General features: G+C 50.3%; 20 protein-coding genes and 1 other annotated feature. Of the genes, 14 read left to right on the top strand and 6 right to left on the bottom strand.

Annotation, left to right across the window (positions count from 1 at the left end; genetic code table 11):
- Window positions 1-45 precede the first annotated feature (45 nt).
- Window positions 46-171: a hypothetical protein gene (locus I8U17_RS18540; RefSeq protein ID WP_255517802.1), complete on the bottom strand. Its 126-nt coding sequence runs from the start codon at window positions 169-171 to the stop codon at window positions 46-48.
- A 178-nt stretch (window positions 172-349) separates the two neighbouring features.
- Between I8U17_RS18540 and I8U17_RS01200 the strand changes: the two genes are divergently transcribed.
- Both I8U17_RS01200 and I8U17_RS01195 read left to right on the top strand, forming a co-directional pair.
- Entirely contained in the window at window positions 350-634 is a 285-nt protein-coding gene (locus tag I8U17_RS01200; protein WP_033099094.1) for a hypothetical protein, read from the top strand.
- A gap of 341 nt (window positions 635-975) precedes the next feature.
- Complete coding sequence (locus tag I8U17_RS01195) at window positions 976-1,713, top strand: hypothetical protein (protein WP_198058917.1); 738 nt, start codon at window positions 976-978, stop codon at window positions 1,711-1,713.
- Window positions 1,714-1,805: 92 nt separating this feature from the next.
- Here I8U17_RS01195 and I8U17_RS01190 read toward each other — a convergent pair whose 3' ends face one another.
- Window positions 1,806-2,888 (bottom strand): isocitrate/isopropylmalate family dehydrogenase, encoded by a 1,083-nt coding sequence (locus I8U17_RS01190; protein WP_033099092.1) that lies wholly within the window; start codon window positions 2,886-2,888, stop codon window positions 1,806-1,808.
- Between the two features lie 287 nt (window positions 2,889-3,175).
- Between I8U17_RS01190 and I8U17_RS01185 the strand changes: the two genes are divergently transcribed.
- From I8U17_RS01185 to acsA, 11 genes are all read left to right on the top strand, one after another.
- Window positions 3,176-3,607: a DUF948 domain-containing protein gene (locus tag I8U17_RS01185; RefSeq protein WP_160173771.1), complete on the top strand. Its 432-nt coding sequence runs from the start codon at window positions 3,176-3,178 to the stop codon at window positions 3,605-3,607.
- Complete coding sequence (locus tag I8U17_RS01180) at window positions 3,591-3,875, top strand: YtxH domain-containing protein (protein ID WP_052153833.1); 285 nt, start codon at window positions 3,591-3,593, stop codon at window positions 3,873-3,875. Before I8U17_RS01185 ends, I8U17_RS01180 begins: the two co-directional genes overlap by 17 nt.
- 162 nt (window positions 3,876-4,037) lie before the next feature.
- Complete coding sequence (gene ytxJ / locus I8U17_RS01175) at window positions 4,038-4,382, top strand: bacillithiol system redox-active protein YtxJ (protein ID WP_033099090.1); 345 nt, start codon at window positions 4,038-4,040, stop codon at window positions 4,380-4,382.
- A 53-nt stretch (window positions 4,383-4,435) separates the two neighbouring features.
- Entirely contained in the window at window positions 4,436-4,981 is a 546-nt protein-coding gene (locus tag I8U17_RS01170) for an RNA polymerase sigma factor (protein ID WP_152568441.1), read from the top strand.
- Window positions 4,982-4,994: 13 nt separating this feature from the next.
- On the top strand, window positions 4,995-5,732 hold the full coding sequence (locus tag I8U17_RS01165; RefSeq protein ID WP_033099088.1) for a zf-HC2 domain-containing protein: 738 nt from the start codon (window positions 4,995-4,997) through the stop codon (window positions 5,730-5,732).
- A 236-nt stretch (window positions 5,733-5,968) separates the two neighbouring features.
- The gene (locus I8U17_RS01160; RefSeq protein ID WP_198055181.1) at window positions 5,969-7,069 is read left to right on the top strand and encodes a bifunctional 3-deoxy-7-phosphoheptulonate synthase/chorismate mutase; all 1,101 of its coding nucleotides are present in this window, start codon (window positions 5,969-5,971) and stop codon (window positions 7,067-7,069) included.
- A gap of 154 nt (window positions 7,070-7,223) precedes the next feature.
- Window positions 7,224-8,366 carry a hypothetical protein gene (locus I8U17_RS01155; protein ID WP_152568440.1) on the top strand — a complete coding sequence of 381 codons (1,143 nt, stop codon included), beginning with the start codon at window positions 7,224-7,226 and terminating at the stop codon, window positions 8,364-8,366.
- Window positions 8,367-8,460: 94 nt separating this feature from the next.
- The gene (gene ccpA / locus I8U17_RS01150) at window positions 8,461-9,501 is read left to right on the top strand and encodes a catabolite control protein A (RefSeq protein ID WP_033099085.1); all 1,041 of its coding nucleotides are present in this window, start codon (window positions 8,461-8,463) and stop codon (window positions 9,499-9,501) included.
- A 70-nt stretch (window positions 9,502-9,571) separates the two neighbouring features.
- Window positions 9,572-10,297 (top strand): 5'-methylthioadenosine/adenosylhomocysteine nucleosidase, encoded by a 726-nt coding sequence (locus I8U17_RS01145; RefSeq protein WP_033099084.1) that lies wholly within the window; start codon window positions 9,572-9,574, stop codon window positions 10,295-10,297.
- A 109-nt stretch (window positions 10,298-10,406) separates the two neighbouring features.
- Complete coding sequence (locus I8U17_RS01140) at window positions 10,407-10,559, top strand: DUF1540 domain-containing protein (RefSeq protein ID WP_081943620.1); 153 nt, start codon at window positions 10,407-10,409, stop codon at window positions 10,557-10,559.
- 131 nt (window positions 10,560-10,690) lie between these two features.
- Window positions 10,691-12,409: an acetate--CoA ligase gene (gene acsA / locus I8U17_RS01135; protein WP_198055184.1), complete on the top strand. Its 1,719-nt coding sequence runs from the start codon at window positions 10,691-10,693 to the stop codon at window positions 12,407-12,409.
- Between the two features lie 54 nt (window positions 12,410-12,463).
- On the opposite strand, the gene I8U17_RS01130 is transcribed toward acsA, so the two are convergent.
- Entirely contained in the window at window positions 12,464-14,773 is a 2,310-nt protein-coding gene (locus tag I8U17_RS01130) for a transglycosylase domain-containing protein (RefSeq protein WP_198055185.1), read from the bottom strand.
- Window positions 14,774-14,910: 137 nt separating this feature from the next.
- Complete coding sequence (locus I8U17_RS01125; protein ID WP_198055186.1) at window positions 14,911-17,238, bottom strand: transglycosylase domain-containing protein; 2,328 nt, start codon at window positions 17,236-17,238, stop codon at window positions 14,911-14,913.
- A gap of 85 nt (window positions 17,239-17,323) precedes the next feature.
- Window positions 17,324-17,546 (top strand) — a binding site (T-box leader).
- Between the two features lie 44 nt (window positions 17,547-17,590).
- Between I8U17_RS01125 and tyrS the strand changes: the two genes are divergently transcribed.
- Entirely contained in the window at window positions 17,591-18,853 is a 1,263-nt protein-coding gene (gene tyrS / locus I8U17_RS01120; protein WP_198055187.1) for a tyrosine--tRNA ligase, read from the top strand.
- A 172-nt stretch (window positions 18,854-19,025) separates the two neighbouring features.
- On the opposite strand, the gene I8U17_RS01115 is transcribed toward tyrS, so the two are convergent.
- Window positions 19,026-19,439, bottom strand: a complete 414-nt coding sequence (locus I8U17_RS01115) for an NUDIX hydrolase (RefSeq protein WP_033099081.1) — start codon at window positions 19,437-19,439, stop codon at window positions 19,026-19,028.
- Window positions 19,440-19,776: 337 nt separating this feature from the next.
- Entirely contained in the window at window positions 19,777-20,379 is a 603-nt protein-coding gene (gene rpsD / locus I8U17_RS01110; protein WP_033099080.1) for a 30S ribosomal protein S4, read from the bottom strand.
- Between the last annotated feature and the right edge of the window lie 159 nt (window positions 20,380-20,538).

The raw sequence follows: 20,538 nt of genomic DNA, 5'->3' as shown, positions 1-20,538 counted from the left end.
GTTTATGACTATGCCAAGGGTACAAAGGCCTCCCCTGCCTGCGTTTCAAAGATTGGCGACAAAGACAAAAATCGTGGGAATGACCAGCAAAAACAGCAGCAGATTCAGCCATGGGGAAATGACGGGCGGACGGAAAACGGCGGCCTTTACTTGCACGGGTTTGTAACCCATTCTGCTTCAACCCTTTCTGCCGACTGGTTAGTAAAATCCTATACCTTTCCCGCAAAAAAAGTGTTGGGTTGGTACCCGTTTCTCCTCTTTTGGGCTTGTTGGCAGGGCTTTTGCCCCGGACTGCACCGCCTCTCTTTACATAAGGTGTACAGAGTTGCCTTAATAGGAGGGGATCTGATTGGCCGGAAATGAAATCACGGTAAAAGATTTGGTGCAGATGATCAATTCTGTCATGGGACAGCGTGTATTGACTGAACAGCAAATGGAACAGATTTTGGCCGGAGCAAAGAGAGCTCATGACCGCGGCGGAATGAACGCGGTATTGGAATATCTGATGAAAGTGACCCGAGCCGATGTTGATTTTAAGGAATTAAAACAATTTGCAGATTCCATCAGGGCTGATCCTTCGCTGGGGATGGACATTCTGCAGGGGAAAAAGAAAGTTCCGCGCAAGAAAAAATAGCAGGCTTGAAGCAAGCGAGGCCCTCCCGATCCGGGACAGGGCCTTTTCCTGTGAGTCAGTTACCATTCCGGGGACGCCTGCCCCTCTTCTCCTCGATTTTCGTTAGAGCGGATTAGAAGTAGGCGGGCTTTTGAGAAACGGGGTCCGTCTTTTCCATCGGCAAACAGCCGCCCAATTGCACGGCGAAAAAATTTCCGTCGCCGGCGAGTGTGGAAAAGACACTTGTTTCGCGCCGGCCTTTCCCGTTTCTTCATCCGGTCACGATGCTGTCCAATTTTTGTCATCGTTTTCGGTTATGCTAGTAGAATATCGCCGAATTAGGAAAAAGGAGGAGAGCATCGATGCTTTCATTGAAAAAGCTGATCGGAACGGCTGCCGTTCTGGGGCTGATCGGGGGCATCGCTTTTGGCGTCCATCAAGTCAGTTTTGCGCAGGTGAAAAAGCAAATCCTTGGCGAGAGCGGTCAGACACAGCAACTGCAGGGAACTCACCGGGAAAAAGCGGAGGAAATCGTCGCGAAACAGTTGGGAATGGATGTTGCACAGGTAAAACAATTGATGGCCACCTACCAGGTGAAGCCCGGAAAGCTGGCCATTGCCGGTGTAATTGCAAAACTGAGCCGCCAACCGCTCGATCAAGTGCTGCAAACGATGAAACAGAAGCAGAATTGGAAAGAGGTGCTGTCCGTTTATCATTTGGACCGGAGAGCGGTGGTGCAGGAGCTGCATAAGTGGTTTCCGCGCGCACACGCAGCGAAATGGCTGAAAAACCATCCGGCTGTCGCTTTTGAGATTCTGGCCGATTATCTGGGCCGCACCCCGGCGGAGATTCAACAGGCACTCTACCATTCCCGGCTCGGTTTGCCCGGGGCTGTCAAAGCTGCCGTTTTGTCCAAAGCAAGTGGAAAATCTTATGAAGAAGTGCTGAAATTGAAAGAAGAAAAAAAGTCATGGAAAGAGGTTGAACAAGCTCTGCAGATCGATCAGGCCAAGCTGAAGGCGGAATATAAAAAACTGAAGTCCGTTTTCCGCAAAGAGATCAAACAGTGGCGGCAGCAATGGGAAAAGAACCCGGCGTGAAAAGACATGAACATTCGTATCACTGTGCACTTTCATGAAATAACGCCCAAAGGTACAACCTGCTGTACCTCCGGGCGTTATGTTTTGACGGCTTAAAATCCTTGCAAGGTAGTCCATACTTCCAGTTTGGTCTGCACTTTGCTGATCACTTCGTTGGTAAATTCGGTTGTGGTGGAGCTTCCGCCCAGATCGGCAGTGCGGACGCCTTCTCGCACGCTTTCGATCACGGATTCGTAGATGGCGCGGGAAGCGGCGGTTGCTTTGGGATCATTGAAATAAGTGAGCAGGGAAGCAGCGGCCAGGATCATCGCCATCGGGTTGGCGACATTTTTGCCAAACAAGGACGGGGCGGTGCCATGGGGAGCTTCAGCCATAACGACTTGAGAATTGAAATCTTCATTAAAACTCATCAAAATCGATTCTGAGCCGGCGATCGTTCCAAACATTTGCAGAACGAGGTCGCTGAGGCAGTCACCATCGCGATTGAGTGCAGGAATTACCAGGGATTCACCGGAATTGTTGATGAGAAGCGCATAGGTGGCATCAATCAGTTGCGGCTCGTAACGAACTTCAGGATAACGTTTGGCTGCCTCATCCATTTCTTCCTTGAGCATTCCTTCATAGACGGGGCTGACGGTATATTTGGGGCCGCCAAACACTTTTGCATTGGTTTTTTTTGCGTGGCGGAAAGCAAATTCGGCCACGGCGCGGCAGGTTTTGCGGTCGATTTTTTCGGTGCGATAGGCGATTTCATCCAGACCTTCCCCTTCCCGCCATTCTTTGGCACCGTAGGCATCACCGACTGCCATGCGGATGACGGAAATCGGGGCAAATGTTCCGGCCACAGGGCGAACTCCTGGAATGCGGCGGCCGGTACGAATAATCACCTTGCCGTCGATTTCCTTGCGCAAAATTGCGTTGGGGCTGCCGACATCCCCTTTTTCCTCCGGTGTGATTGTTGCCGCTTTCAAACCGAATCCGGCCCGTTTCATGGCTTGAGCCGCATCATAAACAACTTGATTTTTCGTGTTTCGGCGATTTTCTAAACTTAAGTCAAAAGTTTGAAAATCGATCTCAAAGCCGATCACATTGGGATCAAGGACGCGCAATGCTTCGTCCAACAACTCTTGTCCTGTTTGGTCACCTTTCATGACTACGACGGATTTCGTATCCATATTCTTTCACCTCAAGCATTTTAACATTCCCCGTCTATTATACAGTTTCCAAATTGATCGTACTAGCGCTGAAGATTCGGACTAATAACTTAACCCGAGGATTTGGAGTTTTGCCTCATTTTTGGTGGAGCTTGCAGGAGACTATTCGGTACAATGAAAAAAGAAGCAAGCGGATGCGAAGGGAATATTTGTCATTCGATTTTTCGGATTCGCCTCCGCCTTCATCCCCGGTCCTGGGCGAAACGGGGGCAGGAATGATTGCTGAGAAATGGCAAGGAGGTTCTCGCGTGATTATTGAAGTGAGTGTGGCAGTGATCGCGGCAGCGCTCGTGATTCTCGTTATTTTTCTCATTCGTTCATTAAATGCTTTGACCCAAACATTGCTGTCTGTAAACCAGACACTTGCCGACCTCAAGGGGAAAGTGGAAAATACTGTTGAGGAATCGTCCCGCACACTGAAAGAAGTCCGGTTTTTGGTGGAAGACGTGCGGCAAAAATCGCAAAAGGTGGAGCACCTGTTTGATTCACTGGGGGAAATGGGGAAAAGTTTACAGGAGGCTTCCACAAGTGTATTAAAAAGCGTAGAGGTGAACCGCAACCGTTGGGGAAATGCAATTGCGCTCCTCGGTGTCGGAATCGAGCTGGCCAAAAAGTGGAGGCAGGACCATCAGTATGAAAAGGGAGAACGAGGAGGAAAGCTGGATGGCGAAAAACGGTAGATATTTTGTGGCGGGGGCCATTCTGGGCGGTTTGGTCGGTGCGGCGGTTGCCCTGTTAACCGCGCCGCGTACGGGCAAAGAACTGCGCGAAGAATTGGGGAAAAATCTTGAAACAGTGAAAGCGAAAGGGAAAGACCTGTATGTGACCGTGAAAAATCAGGCGGAAGACCTGATGGATAAAGCGAGTGATGCAGGAATAGAGTTTTCCGGCAAATGGCTGGAATTGCCGCTGAAGCCAAAAGAGACGTCTGCAGCGGAAAAAGAATAAATGAAACGGGCTTTGGAGCATGGCCTTCCGCAAGGGGGGAACACGTTCCAAAGCCCGTTTTTCTTCTCAAACGGATTTCCGTATTCTGCCAACATCGCACAAGTCAACACTCCGGAAACGGATGTGTTAAAATAAGAAAAACCGACACAAAGGGTGAAAAAGATGAGCACCTTTACACAACTGAGCGAATTAAACCAATGGGATGAAGTGTATAGCCAGTCAAAACAAATTCCGGTACTGGTGTTTAAACATAGCACAACCTGTCCGATCAGCGCCAATGCCTTTGCGGAACTGAAGAGATTCAGCGAAACCCCTGCCGCGGCCGGCGTCAAAATAGCCGTGGTGCATGTGAGGGAAGATCGGGCGGTGTCCAATCACATCGCCGACCAACTTCAAGTGAAGCATGAATCGCCGCAAGCCATTTTGCTTTCGGACGGAAAAGTTCTCTGGCACGATTCGCATTGGAATATCACGGTCGAATCCCTGCAAAAAGCAGTTGAACAATAGAGAAAGAGAGGTGAAACCCCTGTTGTGCAAAAATCGCCGTGCAACAGGAAGCCATGAACAGCAATGGGATGGGGGAAAGAGCGTGGAAAAGCGTTGCGGATGAATTTATGGAGCGGCTGCACAAACACCAGCGGTACTTGTTCCGCATCGCCTACCGCTTGACCGGAAACCCGGAAGATGCAAAAGATTTGACGCAGGAAACGCTGTGGCAGGCTCATCAGAAATCAGGCAAATATACATATGAAAAATCGCTGAAAGCCTGGCTCAGGACGATGATGACGAATCGTTTTCGCGACCAGAAGCGGAAAAAGAGCCTGCCCGTGGTTACCCTGGATGAAGCGATGCCCCAGGCCGAAGCAGCCGTGAATGCAAATGCTTCAGTCGAAGAACAGGTGGAGCGCAAGCTGTTATTGGAACGGATGAAGGAAGAAATCGGTTCCTTGCCGGAAATATACCGGCGCGTCATTGTCTTGCGCCATTATTACGGGTATTCTTACGCGGAGATCAGCAAGGAATTGGGCATTCCGGAAGGAACGGTGAAAACTCAATTGTTCCGTTCCCGCAAACTGTTGAAAGAACGGTTATCCAGGAAGGGGTAAGGGAGAGGGGCGTATGAGCCGAACCTGTAGGGAAGTAGAGACGCTGATCCAACTCTATGCGGACGGTGAGATCCAGGATCAAGAGATGATGGTGCTACAGGCGCACGTGAAGGTTTGTCCGCATTGTCGGCAGCTTTTTTTCGAGATGGTCGATTTGGTCACGTCACTGGAAAAACTGGGGCGGGAAGCACGGACAAAACAGCGGCGCATCCTGTTCCAGCCGCTGAAATGGACGACAGTCATCGTAGTGGTAGCTCTTTTCGCCTTCATTTCCTCCTTTCATGCCAAATCAAAATCCCCGCAGATCCTTTCGGCAGAAGACGATCCGGAAATGGAAGCAGTTTCCGGCTTGTTGGTATTTGCGACAAGGGACAGACAGGCTCTTCCCGAGGGGACTCCCTTTATTGGCAGTCCGGAATATGTGCCGTACTCCATGGCCTCCGAATCCGCTGCAATTAATCCGGGCAAATCTCCAATCTTTGTCCGGACAAGCACGGCCTGGATGCGAAAAGTGAACCGGTTTATTTTTGTCAGGGTGAGAGATTCGCGCACCTTTTATTACCTGCTGAAGGAGGCGGGCATTCCGGCCCAAACGGAATGGCTTGGAGAGGGATCGGTTCATTTCCCCGCTTCTTTTGTGATCACAACCGGAGAGAGGCCCAGCATTGAACTGATCGATGATTCCGAAGTCGCCCCCGAAAACCCGGGCTGGTTCAGCCGGTTGACCAGTCAAACTCTGATCACTCCCTGAAATCAGGGGGTGACAAGAAAAAAGAATTCGGATATAATGTACAAAATTATTTTTAGGATCGCTTCTGGCATCCAATCCATTTTACGCTTTTCATCGAGCGGAACCTCGTTAAACTACAACATGGTGAGGGCATGGGATATGCCATCGCAGAGAGAACGCCAGCAGGCTCAATGTAAGTGAAGCCACCATAAAAGCTGGCGGGGCAGTTTTTAAATGAGTAGAGAGGAGAAAGACGAGTGAGTGAGCATCGGTTATCTGATTTGCGCGAGAAATTGGATGAGATCAACCTGAAATTATTGGCTCTGTTAAACGAGCGTGCGAGCATTGCAAAAGAAATTGGGGAAGTCAAGAAAAAACAGGGAATTAACAAGTTCGACCCTGAGCGCGAACAAAAGATGTTGGAAGTGCTCACCAAGGAAAATAAGGGGCCTTTTTCCGACGAGACCATAAGCTATCTGTTCAAACAGATTTTCAAGGCTTCGCTCGATTTGCAACAGAGTGATCAGAAAGAAGCGCTGTTGGTCAGTCGCAAAAAGAAGAATTCCGATACGGTAATTGACCTCGGAGGAACCCGGGTTGGCACAGGACGCCCGCATGTGATCGCAGGACCGTGCGCGGTCGAGTCGGAAGAGCAGGTGTTTGCCGTTGCGCGGGCACTCAAGGCACAGGGGATCGAAATCATGCGCGGCGGAGCCTTTAAACCGAGAACGTCGCCTTATGATTTCCAAGGATTGGGCCTTGAGGGATTGAAAATTTTGCGCAAGGCTGCCGATGAATTCGGCCTGAAGGTGATCAGTGAAATCGTGAACCCGGCCGATATTGAAGTGGCAGGCGAATATATTGATGTCATTCAAATCGGGGCGCGCAATATGCAGAACTTTGAATTGCTGAAAGCCGCCGGTTCCGTCAATACGCCGGTTCTGCTGAAACGGGGACTTTCCGCTACACTGGAAGAATTTTTGTTTGCCGCGGAATACATCATGTCGCGTGGAAATGATCAGGTCATGCTCTGTGAGCGCGGGATCCGAACCTATGAGAAGTGGACCCGTAATACACTCGATATCTCAGCCGTTCCCATTTTGAAGAACGAATCGCACTTGCCGGTGTTTGTGGATATCACTCACTCAACAGGCAGACGGGATATTTTGCTGCCCTGTGCGAAAGCGGCTCTCGCAGCGGGAGCAGACGGCATTATGCTGGAGGTTCATCCCAATCCTGCTGTCGCCTTGTCCGATGCAAAACAACAAATCGATATTCCCTCGTTTGATCATTTTATGGGAGAGCTTCGTGCATCGGGCTTATTCGAACAGTCGAAAACCGCTCCAACCGGTGTTTAAAAGGGATAAAGAGAAAAAAACTTTAACGAAAAAGCGAACAGACGTCACAGTCTGTCCGCTTTTTTTGGCTGGAAATTTGGTATGATGATATACAGATAAAAGTCCCGTTTTTGGAAACAGGTTTCAGTTGTTGTCTAGAGGGAGGAACGGTTTGTTGAACACGAGGGAATATCTAGAATTAGCCAGTACCAAGCAGGTAAGCCCGGATGAACTTTATCGTTTTATGGCTACACAAGTTCCGGAGTTAGCGGTTTTGTACCAGGTGACAGAGGGAAGTAAAAAGCCGTTTTTGGCCAAGGGTAATGCGCCGGATCGCCGATATGTTGTCGCTTTCTCGGATGCGGAGGCATCGGCGGTGGTCAAGGTGGATTACCCTGAATATATGAAACGGGAAGAGGAAGCGGCCCTGCCCTTTCTTTTGAAAGCTTTTCGTTCCGATGCGGAAGGGATTGTTTTGAACCCGGGTCTTCCGTCGCGGTTGTTTTTAAATAAAGGTTATTTGAAGGAATTGATTCGCGAGTACGCTGCAGAGCAACTTGCGAAAATGCCCGGGCCGTGGGTGCCGACGATGGAGCAAAATGTGTTGTTGGTCGAATATGAAAAAGGGCAATATACGGTGGCTGTCTACTTGCGTGAGGAAGATGCCGGGGCCGTGACGCAAAAATCAGGCGGGAAGCCTGTTCAGCGTACCTGGAGCGAGGTTTTGGAGCGTTGCCGGCAACTCGGTGCCGATGCTCCCTATTTTCACTACGGATTGCCGGAACAAATTCCTTTCACAAAAGAGCAGGCAACGCGACTCTTCGCCAGCGTCCAGCCCAAGCAAGTCACGGAGACACCGTCGAAAACGGAGAATATCACACCCCAGCAACGACCGATCGATCCGGATGTGGCCGCAGGGCTTAAGAAATTGGAGAAAGCGACCATTGAAGGACAGGGGATGGGAAATGGCTGGGAAGTTTGCCGGGCGATGGCTGAACTGCGGCGGATCTGGGTCGTTGTGGATCCGGAGGGCAATATGGTGATATTGGCTGGACAAGATCAAAGCCCGATCGTCGACTTTTTCACATCGGAAGTTCATGCCAACCGTCTGATCGCCGAGGCCAGGCAAAAAAACCCCAATCTGCCTGCGATGACGCCCCGCCTCATTTCCACGAAGAAGTTGTATCGTGCTTTGGCCCCGCGCAAGCCGATCGTGTGGATTAACCGCGGATCTCCCGAGGCGTGGACCAGCATTATGGGAGACACTTTGCCCTATGTTCTGCAATTGATGGGGCAATTGCAGGGAGAGTCGGTTTAACCGGGGCAGCTCATTCTTTTTTCATGGATGGAAAAGCTAAAGAGTAACTTAGTCTGAACTTGTATTGATTTTGATAAATGGATGTGGAGATAGAATGGCAAAACAGAAGGAAACGATTACGATTTATGATGTGGCAAGAGAAGCAGGGGTTTCGATGGCGACCGTATCGCGGGTCGTAAATGGAAACCCCAACGTAAAGCCGGCTACCCGAAAAAAAGTATTGAATGTTATCCGCCAGTTGGGTTATCGGCCGAATGCCGTGGCCCGGGGGCTGGCAAGTAAAAAAACGACCACTGTCGGCGTGGTGATTCCGGACATTTCCAATCATTTTTACGCCGAACTGACACGGGGAATCGAAGATATCGCGGCCATGTATCACTATAATATTATCTTGAGCAATTCCGATCTGAAAAAGGAAAAAGAAATCAGCCTGATCGAAACTTTATTGGAAAAACAGGTGGATGGATTGCTCTTTCTCGGCGGGGAAGTGACAGAGGCGCACCGGGAGGTTTTCGCTGCCACTTCCGTCCCGATCGTACTGGCGGCGACGAGAGATGAGAAAAAAGAGTTGCCCTATGTGACGATCGATCAGATTCAGGCGGCAAAAGAAGCGACCAGCGTTCTGATCCATGAAGGAGGCCGGCGCATCGCTTTAATCGGGGGGCCGCTGACAGACTCGGTCAACGGGTATCCGCGTTATCTTGGCTATAAAGGGGCATTGGAAGAAAATGATCTCCCGTTTGACGATGAATTGATCCGGATCGGTGATTACCGTTACCGCTCCGGTTATGAGGCGATGACCGATCTGTTGAAGTCCAAACCGGATATCACTTCCGTCTTCGCTACCAGCGATGAAATGGCGGTGGGGGCTCTGCATGCCGCGCAGGACATGGGGCGGAAGGTTCCCGAAGAACTGTCGGTTATCGGCTTTGAAAATATTCCTCTTTCCTCGCAGGTTCGACCTTTGTTGAGCACGGTGGCGGTTCCGATGTATGATATCGGTGCGGTGGCGATGCGCCTTTTGACCAAATACATGAACGACGAACCGGTCGAGTCAGGCCAGGTGATCCTGCAATACCGCATTGAATTGCGAAATTCGACCAGATTGCGGGAGTGGGAAGAAGAACGCTTGTAACAGAAAACATCCTGTCTGGTCAAACTGCAGCACGGGATGAAAGGGAAGCAAAAGGGAGAGGTTGAAGCGAATGCAGGAAAATCGGAGAGTCGGCCTGATCGGCGCAATGGATGAAGAAATCGCATTGCTGCTGGAAAAAATGGATCAGGCAGTAACGCAGAAAGTGTATCAGACTACCTATTATACGGGAACGCTCAACGGGACCCCGGTTGTGGTTTGCAAATCAGGCGTCGGGAAGGTAAACGGTGCGATTTGCACACAGGTTCTCATCGAGCGGTTTCATGTTGAATCGATCATTTTTACCGGAGTCGCCGGAGCGCTGCATCCGGATCTCGATATCGGGGATCTGGTTATTTCGACCGAATGCCAGCAGCATGATCTCGATGCCAGCGCGCTCGGCTTTCCCAAAGGAACCATTCCGTTTCAGGAAACATCCGTGTTTCCCGCTGATCCGAAATTGATCGAATGGGCGGCGCGAGCGGGCGAAAAGCTCGAAGGAGTTCAGGTGCGCCTGGGCAAGGTTTTGTCGGGAGATCAGTTTATTTCCGACAGCGGGAAAGTAACCGAACTGCGTGAACAGTTGGGCGGGGACTGCGTGGAGATGGAAGGCGCGGCAGTGGCTCATGTGTGCCACTTGAGCGGAACGCCTTTTGTCGTGATTCGCTCCATGTCGGATCGGGCCGACCATTCGGCAGATGTGAATTTCACCGAGTTTACCAAGCTGGCGGCGGAGCGTTCCTCGGTTCTTGTCTGCGAAATTCTCGAACAGCGCAAACGGGAAAAAGAACGGAGTTAAAACCAAAGCACCTTGGGCTTTTGGCCCTTGGTGTTTTTTTCATCATGTTGCCAGTGTACCTCCTCCTGCCGGTGCACATAATAAGGATACGCCAAAGGGGGGAAGCATAATGCCGAAAGACGTACTGTGCGAAGTGAATACCTGCACCTATTGGGGACAGGGAAATCTGTGCAAAGCAGATGAAATTTATGTCGTGACCCATACTGAACAGGCCAAGGATACCAAAGAAACTGATTGCAAGACCTTCAAACCCAAGCACTAACCGAATTTCCGCATCCGGCTGCTTTCGTTATGCAGGCAGCCGGGCTGCTTTTTTGATGTCAAATTGCCAATATTATAATGTATGATATAATAATGAAAAATGAAATCGTTTACAGGGGAGGCGTCTTCATCATGAAAAACACGGAACGTATACCCGTTCAAACCAATGGGAATAATTTGCAAAATTATGAAGAAACCTATGCATCTTTTGACTGGAAACAGGTTGAACAGGAATTTTCCTGGTACAAAACCGGAAAAGTAAACGCCGCCTATGAAGCGATCGACCGTCATGTGGAGCAGGGAAAAGGGGAGAAGACTGCGCTCATCTACAGCGCCCCCGATCGTGAAGAAACGTATACGTTCAGGCAATTAAAGGAGAAATCCAACCAATTTGCCCATTTGTTGAAGCGGATTGGCATACATAAAGGGGACCGCGTTTTCATCTTTATGCCCCGGACACCGGATTTATATGTTAGCTTTTTAGGGACGATTAAAATCGGGGCCATTGTCGGACCGCTTTTTGAAGCCTTTATGGAAGCAGCCGTACGAGACCGCCTGGAAAACAGTGAAGCAGTTGCCCTGGTGACTACGCCAACCCTGCTGGAACGGGTTCCTGTAGACGATTTGCCTCATTTGAAACATATTATTCTCGTCGGGGCCAAAGGGGAATTGACGGACGGCTATTACAGCTTTGAAAAAGAACTGGCCAAATCCCCGACCGAACTGGAACCGGTGTGGGTGGATCGCGAAGATCCGATGCTGATCCATTATACGTCCGGATCAACAGGTAAACCGAAAGGGGTGGTTCACGCCCATAACGCGATGATCCAACACTATCAAACGGGAAAATGGGTGCTGGATCTGCAGGAAGGGGATATCTACTGGTGTACGGCCGATCCCGGCTGGGTGACGGGAACATCTTACGGGATTTTTGCCCCGTGGCTCAACGGTGTCACCAATGTCGTGCGCGGGGGACGGTTCAGCCCTGACGATTGGTACCAAACACTGGAAAAATATAAAGTGACGGTCTGGTACAGCGCTCCGACCGCATTTCGCATGTTGATGGCCGCCGGTGAAGATTTGGTGAAAAAATACGACATTTCTTCGGTGCGCCACGTCCTGAGCGTCGGTGAACCGCTGAACCCCGAAGTGGTGCGCTGGGGACTCCAAGTGTACGGCAAACGGATTCATGACAACTGGTGGATGACCGAAACCGGGGGGATTCTCATCTCCAACTATCCGCAGATGGAGATCAAGCCGGGTTCGATGGGGAAACCGTTCCCGGGCATTTATGCCGCGATCCTTGATGATCAGGGCAATGAGTTGCCGCCGTATGAAATGGGCAACCTGGCGATAAAAACACCTTGGCCCTCGATCATGCGCAAGATTTGGAAAAATCCGGAGAAATACCAAGAGTATTTCCGCATCCCTGGCTGGTATGTATCGGGTGATTCCGCTTATAAGGATGAAGACGGCTATTTCTGGTTCCAGGGGCGTTTGGATGATGTGATCAATACCTCCGGCGAGAGAGTCGGTCCCTTTGAAGTGGAAAGTAAACTCGTGGAACACCCGGCAGTGGCTGAAGCCGGTGTGATCGGAAAACCCGACCCCTTGCGCGGTGAGATTATCAAGGCCTTTATTTCCTTGCGTGCCGGTTATAAGCCATCCGAAGAGTTGAAGGAAGAGATTCGCCAGTTTGTGAAAACGCGCCTGGCTGCTCATGCGGCGCCGCGAGAAATTGAATTCAAAGATAAATTGCCGAAAACGAGAAGCGGCAAAATCATGCGCCGTGTCCTGAAAGCTTGGGAATTGGATTTGCCGGTTGGCGATTTATCCACGATGGAAGATTGAGCGACATAAAAAACCCCTTTAGGCGTTCAGTTCCTAAAGGGGTTTGGTTCGTTACTACTGTATAATGCCTCCCGGTTGCTCCGCTCCTCCGTCTGACGGGCCTTGTCCGCCGTTATTATTGTCAGTCGGTGGCTGGGACGAAGAGGGCGGTTGCTGTGTGCCCGGGTTTTGATTGGGCGGCTGAGCCGGGTTATTTTGCCCGGGGTTGGGTACGGCCGGATTATTGGCCGGCGGTTGTGCTCCTCCGCCCTGTTGACCGCCGGATTGCTGTCCGCCTTGTTGCGGCTGGGCAGGTTGGCGGTTGCACTCAAAGCATTGAAAGGGAACAGAGCCTTCGCTTTTAAACTTGCTTCCCTTCGGAATCATGGAAGGCTGCGCTTGGGCCGCCGCTTTGAAAATGCGATTCCAGGCCATCATGGAAAGATCGTGAACCACGACTGTTGCCGGTTGGTCAAAACCGGTCCAGACGCCGAGCGAGATTTCGGGTGTCGCCCCGATAAACCAGACGTCCTTTTCCGAGGAAGTGGTACCCGTTTTCCCGATCACTTCATAGCCGCTGGTTGCATTTCCAACCATTTGTGCCGTACCGGCGGCCACAACCTGTCGCATCATGCCGCGCAGGTCAGATACAGCTGCCGGGCTGAAAACTTTGACCGGCTTGTTGTCCCTGGCGTAATCGTATACGACGTGTCCTTCGGAATCGATGATCTTATCGATCAGATGCGGTTTGTTGAAAACCCCGTTGTTGGCGATCATCGCATAGCCGCCCGTCATTTGTGTGACGGAAAAACCATCGTGAAAACCGCCAAGTGCCGATGCTTCCCCGTCATATTTTTCATTTGGGTTGATATCCATTTTGCGCAGGTACTCAAACCCGTGCTCCACTCCCAGTTTGCGAATGATCTTGATGGCCGGAATATTGAGCGACCATTGCAAGGCGTATGTTGCTGTAACCGGAGCGTTATGGTATTTGCCATTGGCATTGCGGTATGGTGAACCGTCCGGCTTGTAAATCTTCTCATCCACAATCTGCGATGTCGGTGAGATGATGCCTTCATTTAAGGCCGGTCCATAGACCAGGAGCGGTTTGATCGACGAACCGGGTTGCCGTTGCGTGTCGAGGGAACGGTTGAGCCAGTCATAATGCGTTCCGCCGACAAAGGCGAGGATTCCGCCCGTTTTGTTGTCGATCAGGGTTGCACCCACCTGCTCCTTGACCCGCTTGCCATTGATCTTTTTCGACGGCATATGCATTTTGGCAACCGCGTCGTTGACGGCATCGTACATCTTTTGATCGATCGTGGTGTATATTTTGTAACCGCCATTGGTCACTTGCTGGTTATAAGCTTCCAGCGGTTTGTCAATCCCTGCTTTTTTGTCCTTCTCTTGCAGGATTTGTGCAGCTTCTTTGGTGACTGCGTTGATGATGTAAGGATAATCGGCAAATCCGTTATGGAACGACGATTTTTTCGCCAGATGTTTGGCAACATCGTAATGGATTGCTTCATCGTATTGCTCTTTGGTGATTACCTTGTTTTCCAGCATTTTGCCGAGCACGTATTTCATGCGCGCTGTACCGGCTTTCAAATGCGCTTCCTCGTCGCCGTCCTTGGGTGCGTAAAACGGGTTATAGGCATAAGGACTCTGCACCATTCCCGCAAGGTAAGCTGCCTGCGGAATGTCGAGGTCTTTGATGTCCGTATTAAACAAGCCTTTTGCCGCGACGGCAAATCCGGTCATCCGCTTTCCATCCGCATCCGGACCAAACTCGACGCTGTTTAAGTATTTGACCAGGATTTCATCTTTGCTGTAATACTTCTCCAGGCGGATGGCGTCGATGATTTCCATCGTCTTGCGTTCATAGTTCTTGGAACGGTCGTCGAGAATCTTGTTTTTCACCAATTGTTGCGTCAGCGTACTGCCCCCGGTCTGCACGTCGCTGCCGATCACTTGTTGGATTGCAGCCCGAGCGATCGATTTGGGAACAATCCCGTTGTGGGTCCAAAATTCCCGGTCTTCCGTTGAAATTAAAGCGTCGATGAGATTCGGGCTCACTTGATTGAGATTTTTGATCAATTTGCTGTTGGTTTTGGTAACCATGTACCCGATTGGTTTGTTGTCCCGGAAATAGGCGTAGCTTGTTTGCGACCAGCCTGTCAGGTATTTGTCATAATCCTTTTTGGTCATGACCGGCGCGTTTTTAGCGAATGCGGAAAAGACGCCGGTTCCGACGCCGATCACCGCGACGGCGATGATGGAAACTGACGCGAGCAGGATGAGCGCAACGCGTTTTATCACCGGAACGATTTTACTTTTTCCCCATTTTGTCTCTTTCTCGCTGGGGCTGCTTTGAGAGTCCTTCATTCCCTCATTTCTCCCCCCTTTGTCATGCGAAATTAATTATATCACATCCGCCAAACCGCTTGGTGATAGAGAATTTTTGACAATATCTTATTCATTTTTTTAAGACAAAAGACCCCCATCGGGGGAGATGGGGGCGGTCAAAAAGGAAAAGGATCATGATGCGGTTTCTTTTTTCCTTCATCCGGCGGAGGCGGATACCAGGGTTTTGTCGGAGGTTCCGAAGGTTCCGTCGGAGGTGGGTTGTCGCCGTTGTTCGGGGGCGGGGGTACCGATGGAGGAAGCGCCGGTGGAAGATCAGGCGGCTGGTTGTTATGCTGATCCCGGTTATTCTTTTGTTCTTTTTTCTTCTTGTCTTGATATTTTTTGATTTTATCGCATTCCAGGCATTTTACACCGTCAAACAGATGCCCGGGGTTTTCAAAACGGGCTCCTTTGTCGAAGTAAGAAGGGCTTGATTTTGCTGCGGCGTTAAAGATATTCACCCAGGCCCGTTTGGTAAAATGGTCATTATGAGACATGCTGAATCCGTAATCATAACCGCTCCAGGCTCCAATGGTAACCTGTGGTGTATAGCCGATAAACCAGAGATCGCGGTCATCGGTCGAGGTACCCGTTTTGCCGGCCAGGTCGTAGCCGTGAATCCGGCTGCCGATGAAGACACCGGTTCCGCTTTTCACCACATCCCGGAGCATGTCTGTTATCTGATAAGAGGTTTGCGGTGAAAAAATGCGGGTTGGAGCCTGTTTGTGTTCCCAGATCACATGGCCGTTTGCATCTGTCACTTTGGATATGAGATAAGGGCTGTTGTAGTTTCCCTGATTGGCAAAGGTAGCGAAAGCGGCGGTCATTTTAGCCACGGTGTAGCCCCGGGTCTGCCCGCCGATCGCCGCTGCTTCCCCGTCGATCGGATCAGGCGGTATTCCCAGTTTGCGGAGGTAGCTAAAGCCTGTGTCGTGGCCCAACCGGTTGAATACTTTGATGGCTGGGATATTGTACGACCATTTTAGTGCCTCCTTCACAGTAACCGGCCCGTGGTATGTTTTGCCCGAATTCTCATAGTAACCGGAGCCGTCGGCGCGGGGAATTTTCTCGTCCAGAACCAGTGTGTCGGGAGAGATCACTTTTTCCTCGATGGCCGGCCCGTAAACCAGAAGCGGTTTGATTGTGGACCCCGATTGTCTCGAGGCATCCAGCGCATGGTTTTTCGCATTCTGGTTATAACTCGAAGTGCCCGGGACAAATGCGAGAATGGCACCGCTGCGGTTGTCGATGATCACTGCTCCCAGCTGTTCGTGCCCCTTGATCCCTTTGTAGGTGCGGTTATGAAAAGTCAAATTTTTGGTTGCGGCTTTGTTTACGGCGTCATACATTTTTTGGTCGATTGTGCTGTAAACGTGGTAACCGCGCGTCTGTACCTGCTTGACATACTGTTCGAGTGTGGAGCGGTATTTGCCCTGTTTGCTGAGTTCTTCGATATTCAGGCCGTCATGCTGCATGAGAATTTCCGCTGTTTCCGTTTCCAGGGCATACATGATAAATGGATAACTGCTATAGCCGTTGGCAGACGGATCAGGTTTGGCCAGCGATGCCTTAATGTTGAATTTCAGTGCTTCGTGATACTGTTGCGGCGTAATCTTGCCAGTTTCCAGCATATTGCGCAGAACCAGTTGCATTCGCTTGATACCGTGTTGCAGATTTTTTTCACCGCGGAAGGGGTTATAATCGTTCGGCCGCTGAACCATACCGGCGATATAGGCGGCTTGTGGCAGATTCAATTCCTTGGCATCGACGTTGAACAAACCTTTGGCAGCTGCCTGGACACCGTATAAATTTTGCCGGTTTGCCCCTTTTCCGAAGAAAACGCTGTTCATATAGTAGACAAGTATCTGGTTTTTGCTAAACATTGCGTCGAGGCGAACGGCCAGAACGATTTCCTTGGATTTGCGCTCAAGGTCCTGTTCGCGGTTTTTGAGGATCACATTTTTGACCAATTGCTGGGTGATCGTGCTTCCGCCGGTCGTGACGTCCGCATGAACCAACTGCTGGTAGGCAGCGCGAAGAATCGAGCGCGGCACGATTCCGTGATGAGTGTAAAAATCGCGATCCTCCGTGGCGATAAAAGCATCGACGAGGTAAGGACTCACATCGTTGACGGATCTGATCAATTTGCGATATTCACCGTCATTGCGAAAAGCGCCAATACGTACAGGGTTATTATTTTTGTCCGTATTTTGAAAATAGGCATAACTGTTTTGAAATAAACTGTCGAGATCGCGTTGGAAATCTGCTTTGCTGCGCACCGGTTCATCTTTGACCATGGCGGAAACGATTCCCACCCCGATTCCGGCTCCGCAGGCAGACAGGATAAAAAGCAGCGCCAGGGCCCACCAGACGGTCTTTAGCGTCCATTTGAGATAGCGCCTTTTTTTCCTGTGTCGCTGGCGCCTGGATTCATGTTTTTTCATTCACTTGATACCCTCCTCGTTCTAGGGTAATATTATAACATAATCTGGATGAAACATTCTTTCACCACGAATAAACTTAAATATCAAAAAAGCTGTGAACAAGCCCAGTAGCCGATAGAGAGGACCTTTCAGAGAGCTGGTGGCCGGTGCAAACCAGCAGGCCGCTATCCGGTGAATTACACTTTGTGAGCTGACACTGGTTATGTTTGGATCAGTGTACGGACCGGTTCCGTTATCAGAATAAGCGGGAAGCAGAAGCTCTGCTTTCAATTAGGGTGGTACCGCGGAAATCAAGCTCCGTCCCTTCTTTGGGCGGGGCTTTTATTGTTGAACAAAAGGAGGGTGTCTTTGCATGAAAGTAAAAGAAGAAGTTTTATCGCCTGAAATCGAAGCGGAAGTAAACCGACAGTTAAAAATCATCAAACGGGGGGCAGCGGAAATTCTTCCTTTGGAAGAGCTCGTTTCCAAATTGCGCCGCTCCATTGCCACGAAAACCCCGCTGAAAGTAAAACTGGGACTCGATCCCACTGCACCCGACCTGCATCTCGGCCACACAGTGGTCTTTAATAAGCTTCGTGATTTTCAACGGCTGGGCCATATCGTGCAACTGGTGATCGGCGATTTTACTGCGCAGATCGGTGACCCGACGGGCAAGTCGGAAACCCGTAAACAGCTGACGGAGGAAGAAGTGAAGGAAAACGCCAAAACCTATACGGAACAGCTTTTTAAAGTACTTGATCCGGAAAAGACGGAGATCCACTTCAACAGTCATTGGCTGAGCCCGCTCACATTTGCCGACGTCACCCGGCTGGCTTCCAAATGCACAGTGGCCCGGATGTTGGAACGGGATGATTTTTCCAAACGCTACCATAGCGGGCAGGCGATCAGCATCCATGAGTTTTTCTACCCGCTGATGCAGGGCTATGATTCCGTCGCTCTGAAAACCGATGTGGAACTTGGTGGAACCGATCAAACCTTCAACCTGTTGATGGGACGCCAGTTACAAAAAGAGTTTGGCCAGGAAGAACAAGTGATTTTAACCATGCCGCTCCTCGAGGGGTTGGATGGCGTCAAGAAAATGAGCAAAAGCCTCGGCAATTACATTGGCGTCGATGATCAGCCGGATGATATGTACGGGAAAGCGATGTCGATTCCGGATGAGCTGATGGCTAAGTACTTTGAACTGGCGACCGATGTATCGCTCGAGGAGTTGGAAAACATCAAGAAAGGGCTGGAAAGCGGACAGCTTCATCCCCGTGACACAAAAATGAAATTGGCGCGCACTCTGGTGCGGATGTACCATGGTGAGGAAGCGGCAGAAGAAGCGGAAAAACGCTTTAAGGTCGTGTTCCAGCAGCGGGAACTGCCACAGGATATGCCGGAAGTGGCAATCGGGGAAAATGAGCTGGAAGATGGCCGGATGTGGATCGTCGCGCTCTTGTCCAAACTGGGGCTGGTTGCCAGCAATGGAGAAGGACGCCGCATGATTCAGCAGGGAGGCGTGCGCATCAATCAGGAAAAAGTCTCAGACCAGTCAGCACAAGTTCCGGTTGAGGACGGAATGGTCGTGCAGGTGGGCCGGCGCAAATTTGCCCGGGTCAAGCTCGAATCATGATCGTGAGGGGATGGTTTGTCAGTGGGCAAGCCGTCCTTTTTTTCATTGAAATTGTCCGATCGCGGGTTCCGGAGTTCCCCCTGAATCTCCTGACGTTTCTTACACAAAAAACTTTGGCCCGCAGAACAGCCAAAGTTTTTTGAAGCCGCCGATGACTGGGACGGAGGGTAAGTTAAAATTCTACGAAAAACGGGTGTTTTTTTTCGTCGAGGCAGTAGAAGATCCGTTGTTTCATGTTGCGCCAGGATACCAGGCGCATCGCCGTTTCAATCGGAAAATAATCAGCATCTTCGATTTCATTGTTTTCATCAATCGTAATGCGTCCACCAATGGGCTTCCCGCGGAAAAGAAAGTTGCAGATGCCGGAACGCGGATTTTGGAAAATTCCGCAATATTTGACCAGCTTAATGTGAATTCCCGTTTCTTCTTTCACTTGACGGATCACGGACAGGCGGATCGATTCTTTTTCTTCCACAAGTCCGCCGGGAAGCTCCCAGCCCCGTTTCGGATGTTTCACCAGCAAAATCTCGGCATCATAGTTGAGAACGACGGCATAGGCAGCCAAAACATGTTTGGGTGAAGCCATGGGGATCACCTGACCTTTCGTCTCATGGGGCATACGTGGAGCTCGAAAGCGAGAAGAAAACGTTTGGTTACTACCATTTTAGCAAAAACCGGCTGGAAAAAGTATAGAGCAAAAAAGTGCAGGAGCAGGATAAGAGGGGAATATTATTGGAATTGGCCGGAGTTGTGTTCTGTTTCTGTTAATCTATGCAATTGGATTTGTGATGGTCAGGGCAGCACCGCTTTCCTCCCGATTTTGTCTTCCTTTTTCACGGGGATGACCATTGCCGGATTTGTTTTGACAGAGAAAAAAGCCACACCCCGGACAGGAGTGCGGCTTTTCACGGTATATGATGAGATTAACGAGAGTAGAACTCTACGATCATCGTCTCGTTGATTTCAGACGGCAATTCGGACCGCTCCGGAAGACGGGTGTAAGTGCCTTCCAGTTTGTTCTCATCAAAAGAGAGATACTCCGGCAGATATTGACGTTCTTCCAGAGCCTCTTTTACAACCGTCAAATTGCGGCTTTTTTCGCGCAGACCGATCACATCGCCAGGTTGTACCTGATAGGAAGGACGGTCAACGGTTTTACCGTTAACGGTAATGTGACGGTGTACCACCAATTGGCGGGCTTGTGCGCGGGTACGGGCAAAACCGAGACGATAAACGAGGTTATCGAGACGGGATTCCAAGAGCTTCATGAAGTTTTCACCATGAACCCCTTTCATTTTACCCGAGCGCACGAACAAGTTGCGGAATTGTTTTTCGCTTACGCCGTACATGAGGCGCAGTTTTTGCTTCTCCTGAAGCTGCAATCCGTATTCAGAAAGTTTTTTGCGTTGGCCGGGTCCGTGTTGTCCTGGCGCATAAGGGCGTTTAGCCAGCTCTTTTCCGGTGCCGGAAAGAGAAATACCAAGACGACGGCTCAATTTCCAACGCGGTCCGGTATAACGTGCCATTTTTGTTGCTCCTTTCATCATTTGCTTTGAAATTGACGCAAATGACAGGGTGCTAATTCGCTTTGCTTTATCCAGGCCTTCCGGATAGCGGCGAAAGACCGGATACCCATGATAAAATCACGGGGCGAATTAGTGAGGGTGATCCCTTCACCTATCCTT

The organism is Thermoactinomyces sp. CICC 10521 (assembly GCF_016055135.1).
GTDB lineage: Bacteria > Bacillota > Bacilli > Thermoactinomycetales > Thermoactinomycetaceae > Thermoactinomyces_A > Thermoactinomyces_A daqus.
This window is presented reverse-complemented; position numbering and strand designations above follow the sequence as displayed.

Excerpts from the sequence above, each read along its gene's own strand:
- I8U17_RS18540 (WP_255517802.1), bottom strand. The coding sequence starts at position 171 with ATGGGTTACAAACCCGTGCAAGTAAAGGCCGCCGTTTTCCGTCCGCCC.
- I8U17_RS01195 (WP_198058917.1), top strand. The coding sequence starts at position 976 with ATGCTTTCATTGAAAAAGCTGATCGGAACGGCTGCCGTTCTGGGGCTG.
- I8U17_RS01190 (WP_033099092.1), bottom strand. The coding sequence starts at position 2,888 with ATGGATACGAAATCCGTCGTAGTCATGAAAGGTGACCAAACAGGACAA.
- I8U17_RS01180 (WP_052153833.1), top strand. The coding sequence starts at position 3,591 with ATGGCGAAAAACGGTAGATATTTTGTGGCGGGGGCCATTCTGGGCGGT.
- ytxJ (WP_033099090.1), top strand. The coding sequence starts at position 4,038 with ATGAGCACCTTTACACAACTGAGCGAATTAAACCAATGGGATGAAGTG.
- I8U17_RS01170 (WP_152568441.1), top strand. The coding sequence starts at position 4,436 with ATGAACAGCAATGGGATGGGGGAAAGAGCGTGGAAAAGCGTTGCGGAT.
- I8U17_RS01165 (WP_033099088.1), top strand. The coding sequence starts at position 4,995 with ATGAGCCGAACCTGTAGGGAAGTAGAGACGCTGATCCAACTCTATGCG.
- ccpA (WP_033099085.1), top strand. The coding sequence starts at position 8,461 with ATGGCAAAACAGAAGGAAACGATTACGATTTATGATGTGGCAAGAGAA.
- I8U17_RS01145 (WP_033099084.1), top strand. The coding sequence starts at position 9,572 with ATGCAGGAAAATCGGAGAGTCGGCCTGATCGGCGCAATGGATGAAGAA.
- I8U17_RS01140 (WP_081943620.1), top strand. The coding sequence starts at position 10,407 with ATGCCGAAAGACGTACTGTGCGAAGTGAATACCTGCACCTATTGGGGA.
- acsA (WP_198055184.1), top strand. The coding sequence starts at position 10,691 with ATGAAAAACACGGAACGTATACCCGTTCAAACCAATGGGAATAATTTG.
- I8U17_RS01130 (WP_198055185.1), bottom strand. The coding sequence starts at position 14,773 with ATGAAGGACTCTCAAAGCAGCCCCAGCGAGAAAGAGACAAAATGGGGA.
- I8U17_RS01125 (WP_198055186.1), bottom strand. The coding sequence starts at position 17,238 with ATGAAAAAACATGAATCCAGGCGCCAGCGACACAGGAAAAAAAGGCGC.
- tyrS (WP_198055187.1), top strand. The coding sequence starts at position 17,591 with ATGAAAGTAAAAGAAGAAGTTTTATCGCCTGAAATCGAAGCGGAAGTA.
- I8U17_RS01115 (WP_033099081.1), bottom strand. The coding sequence starts at position 19,439 with ATGGCTTCACCCAAACATGTTTTGGCTGCCTATGCCGTCGTTCTCAAC.
- rpsD (WP_033099080.1), bottom strand. The coding sequence starts at position 20,379 with ATGGCACGTTATACCGGACCGCGTTGGAAATTGAGCCGTCGTCTTGGT.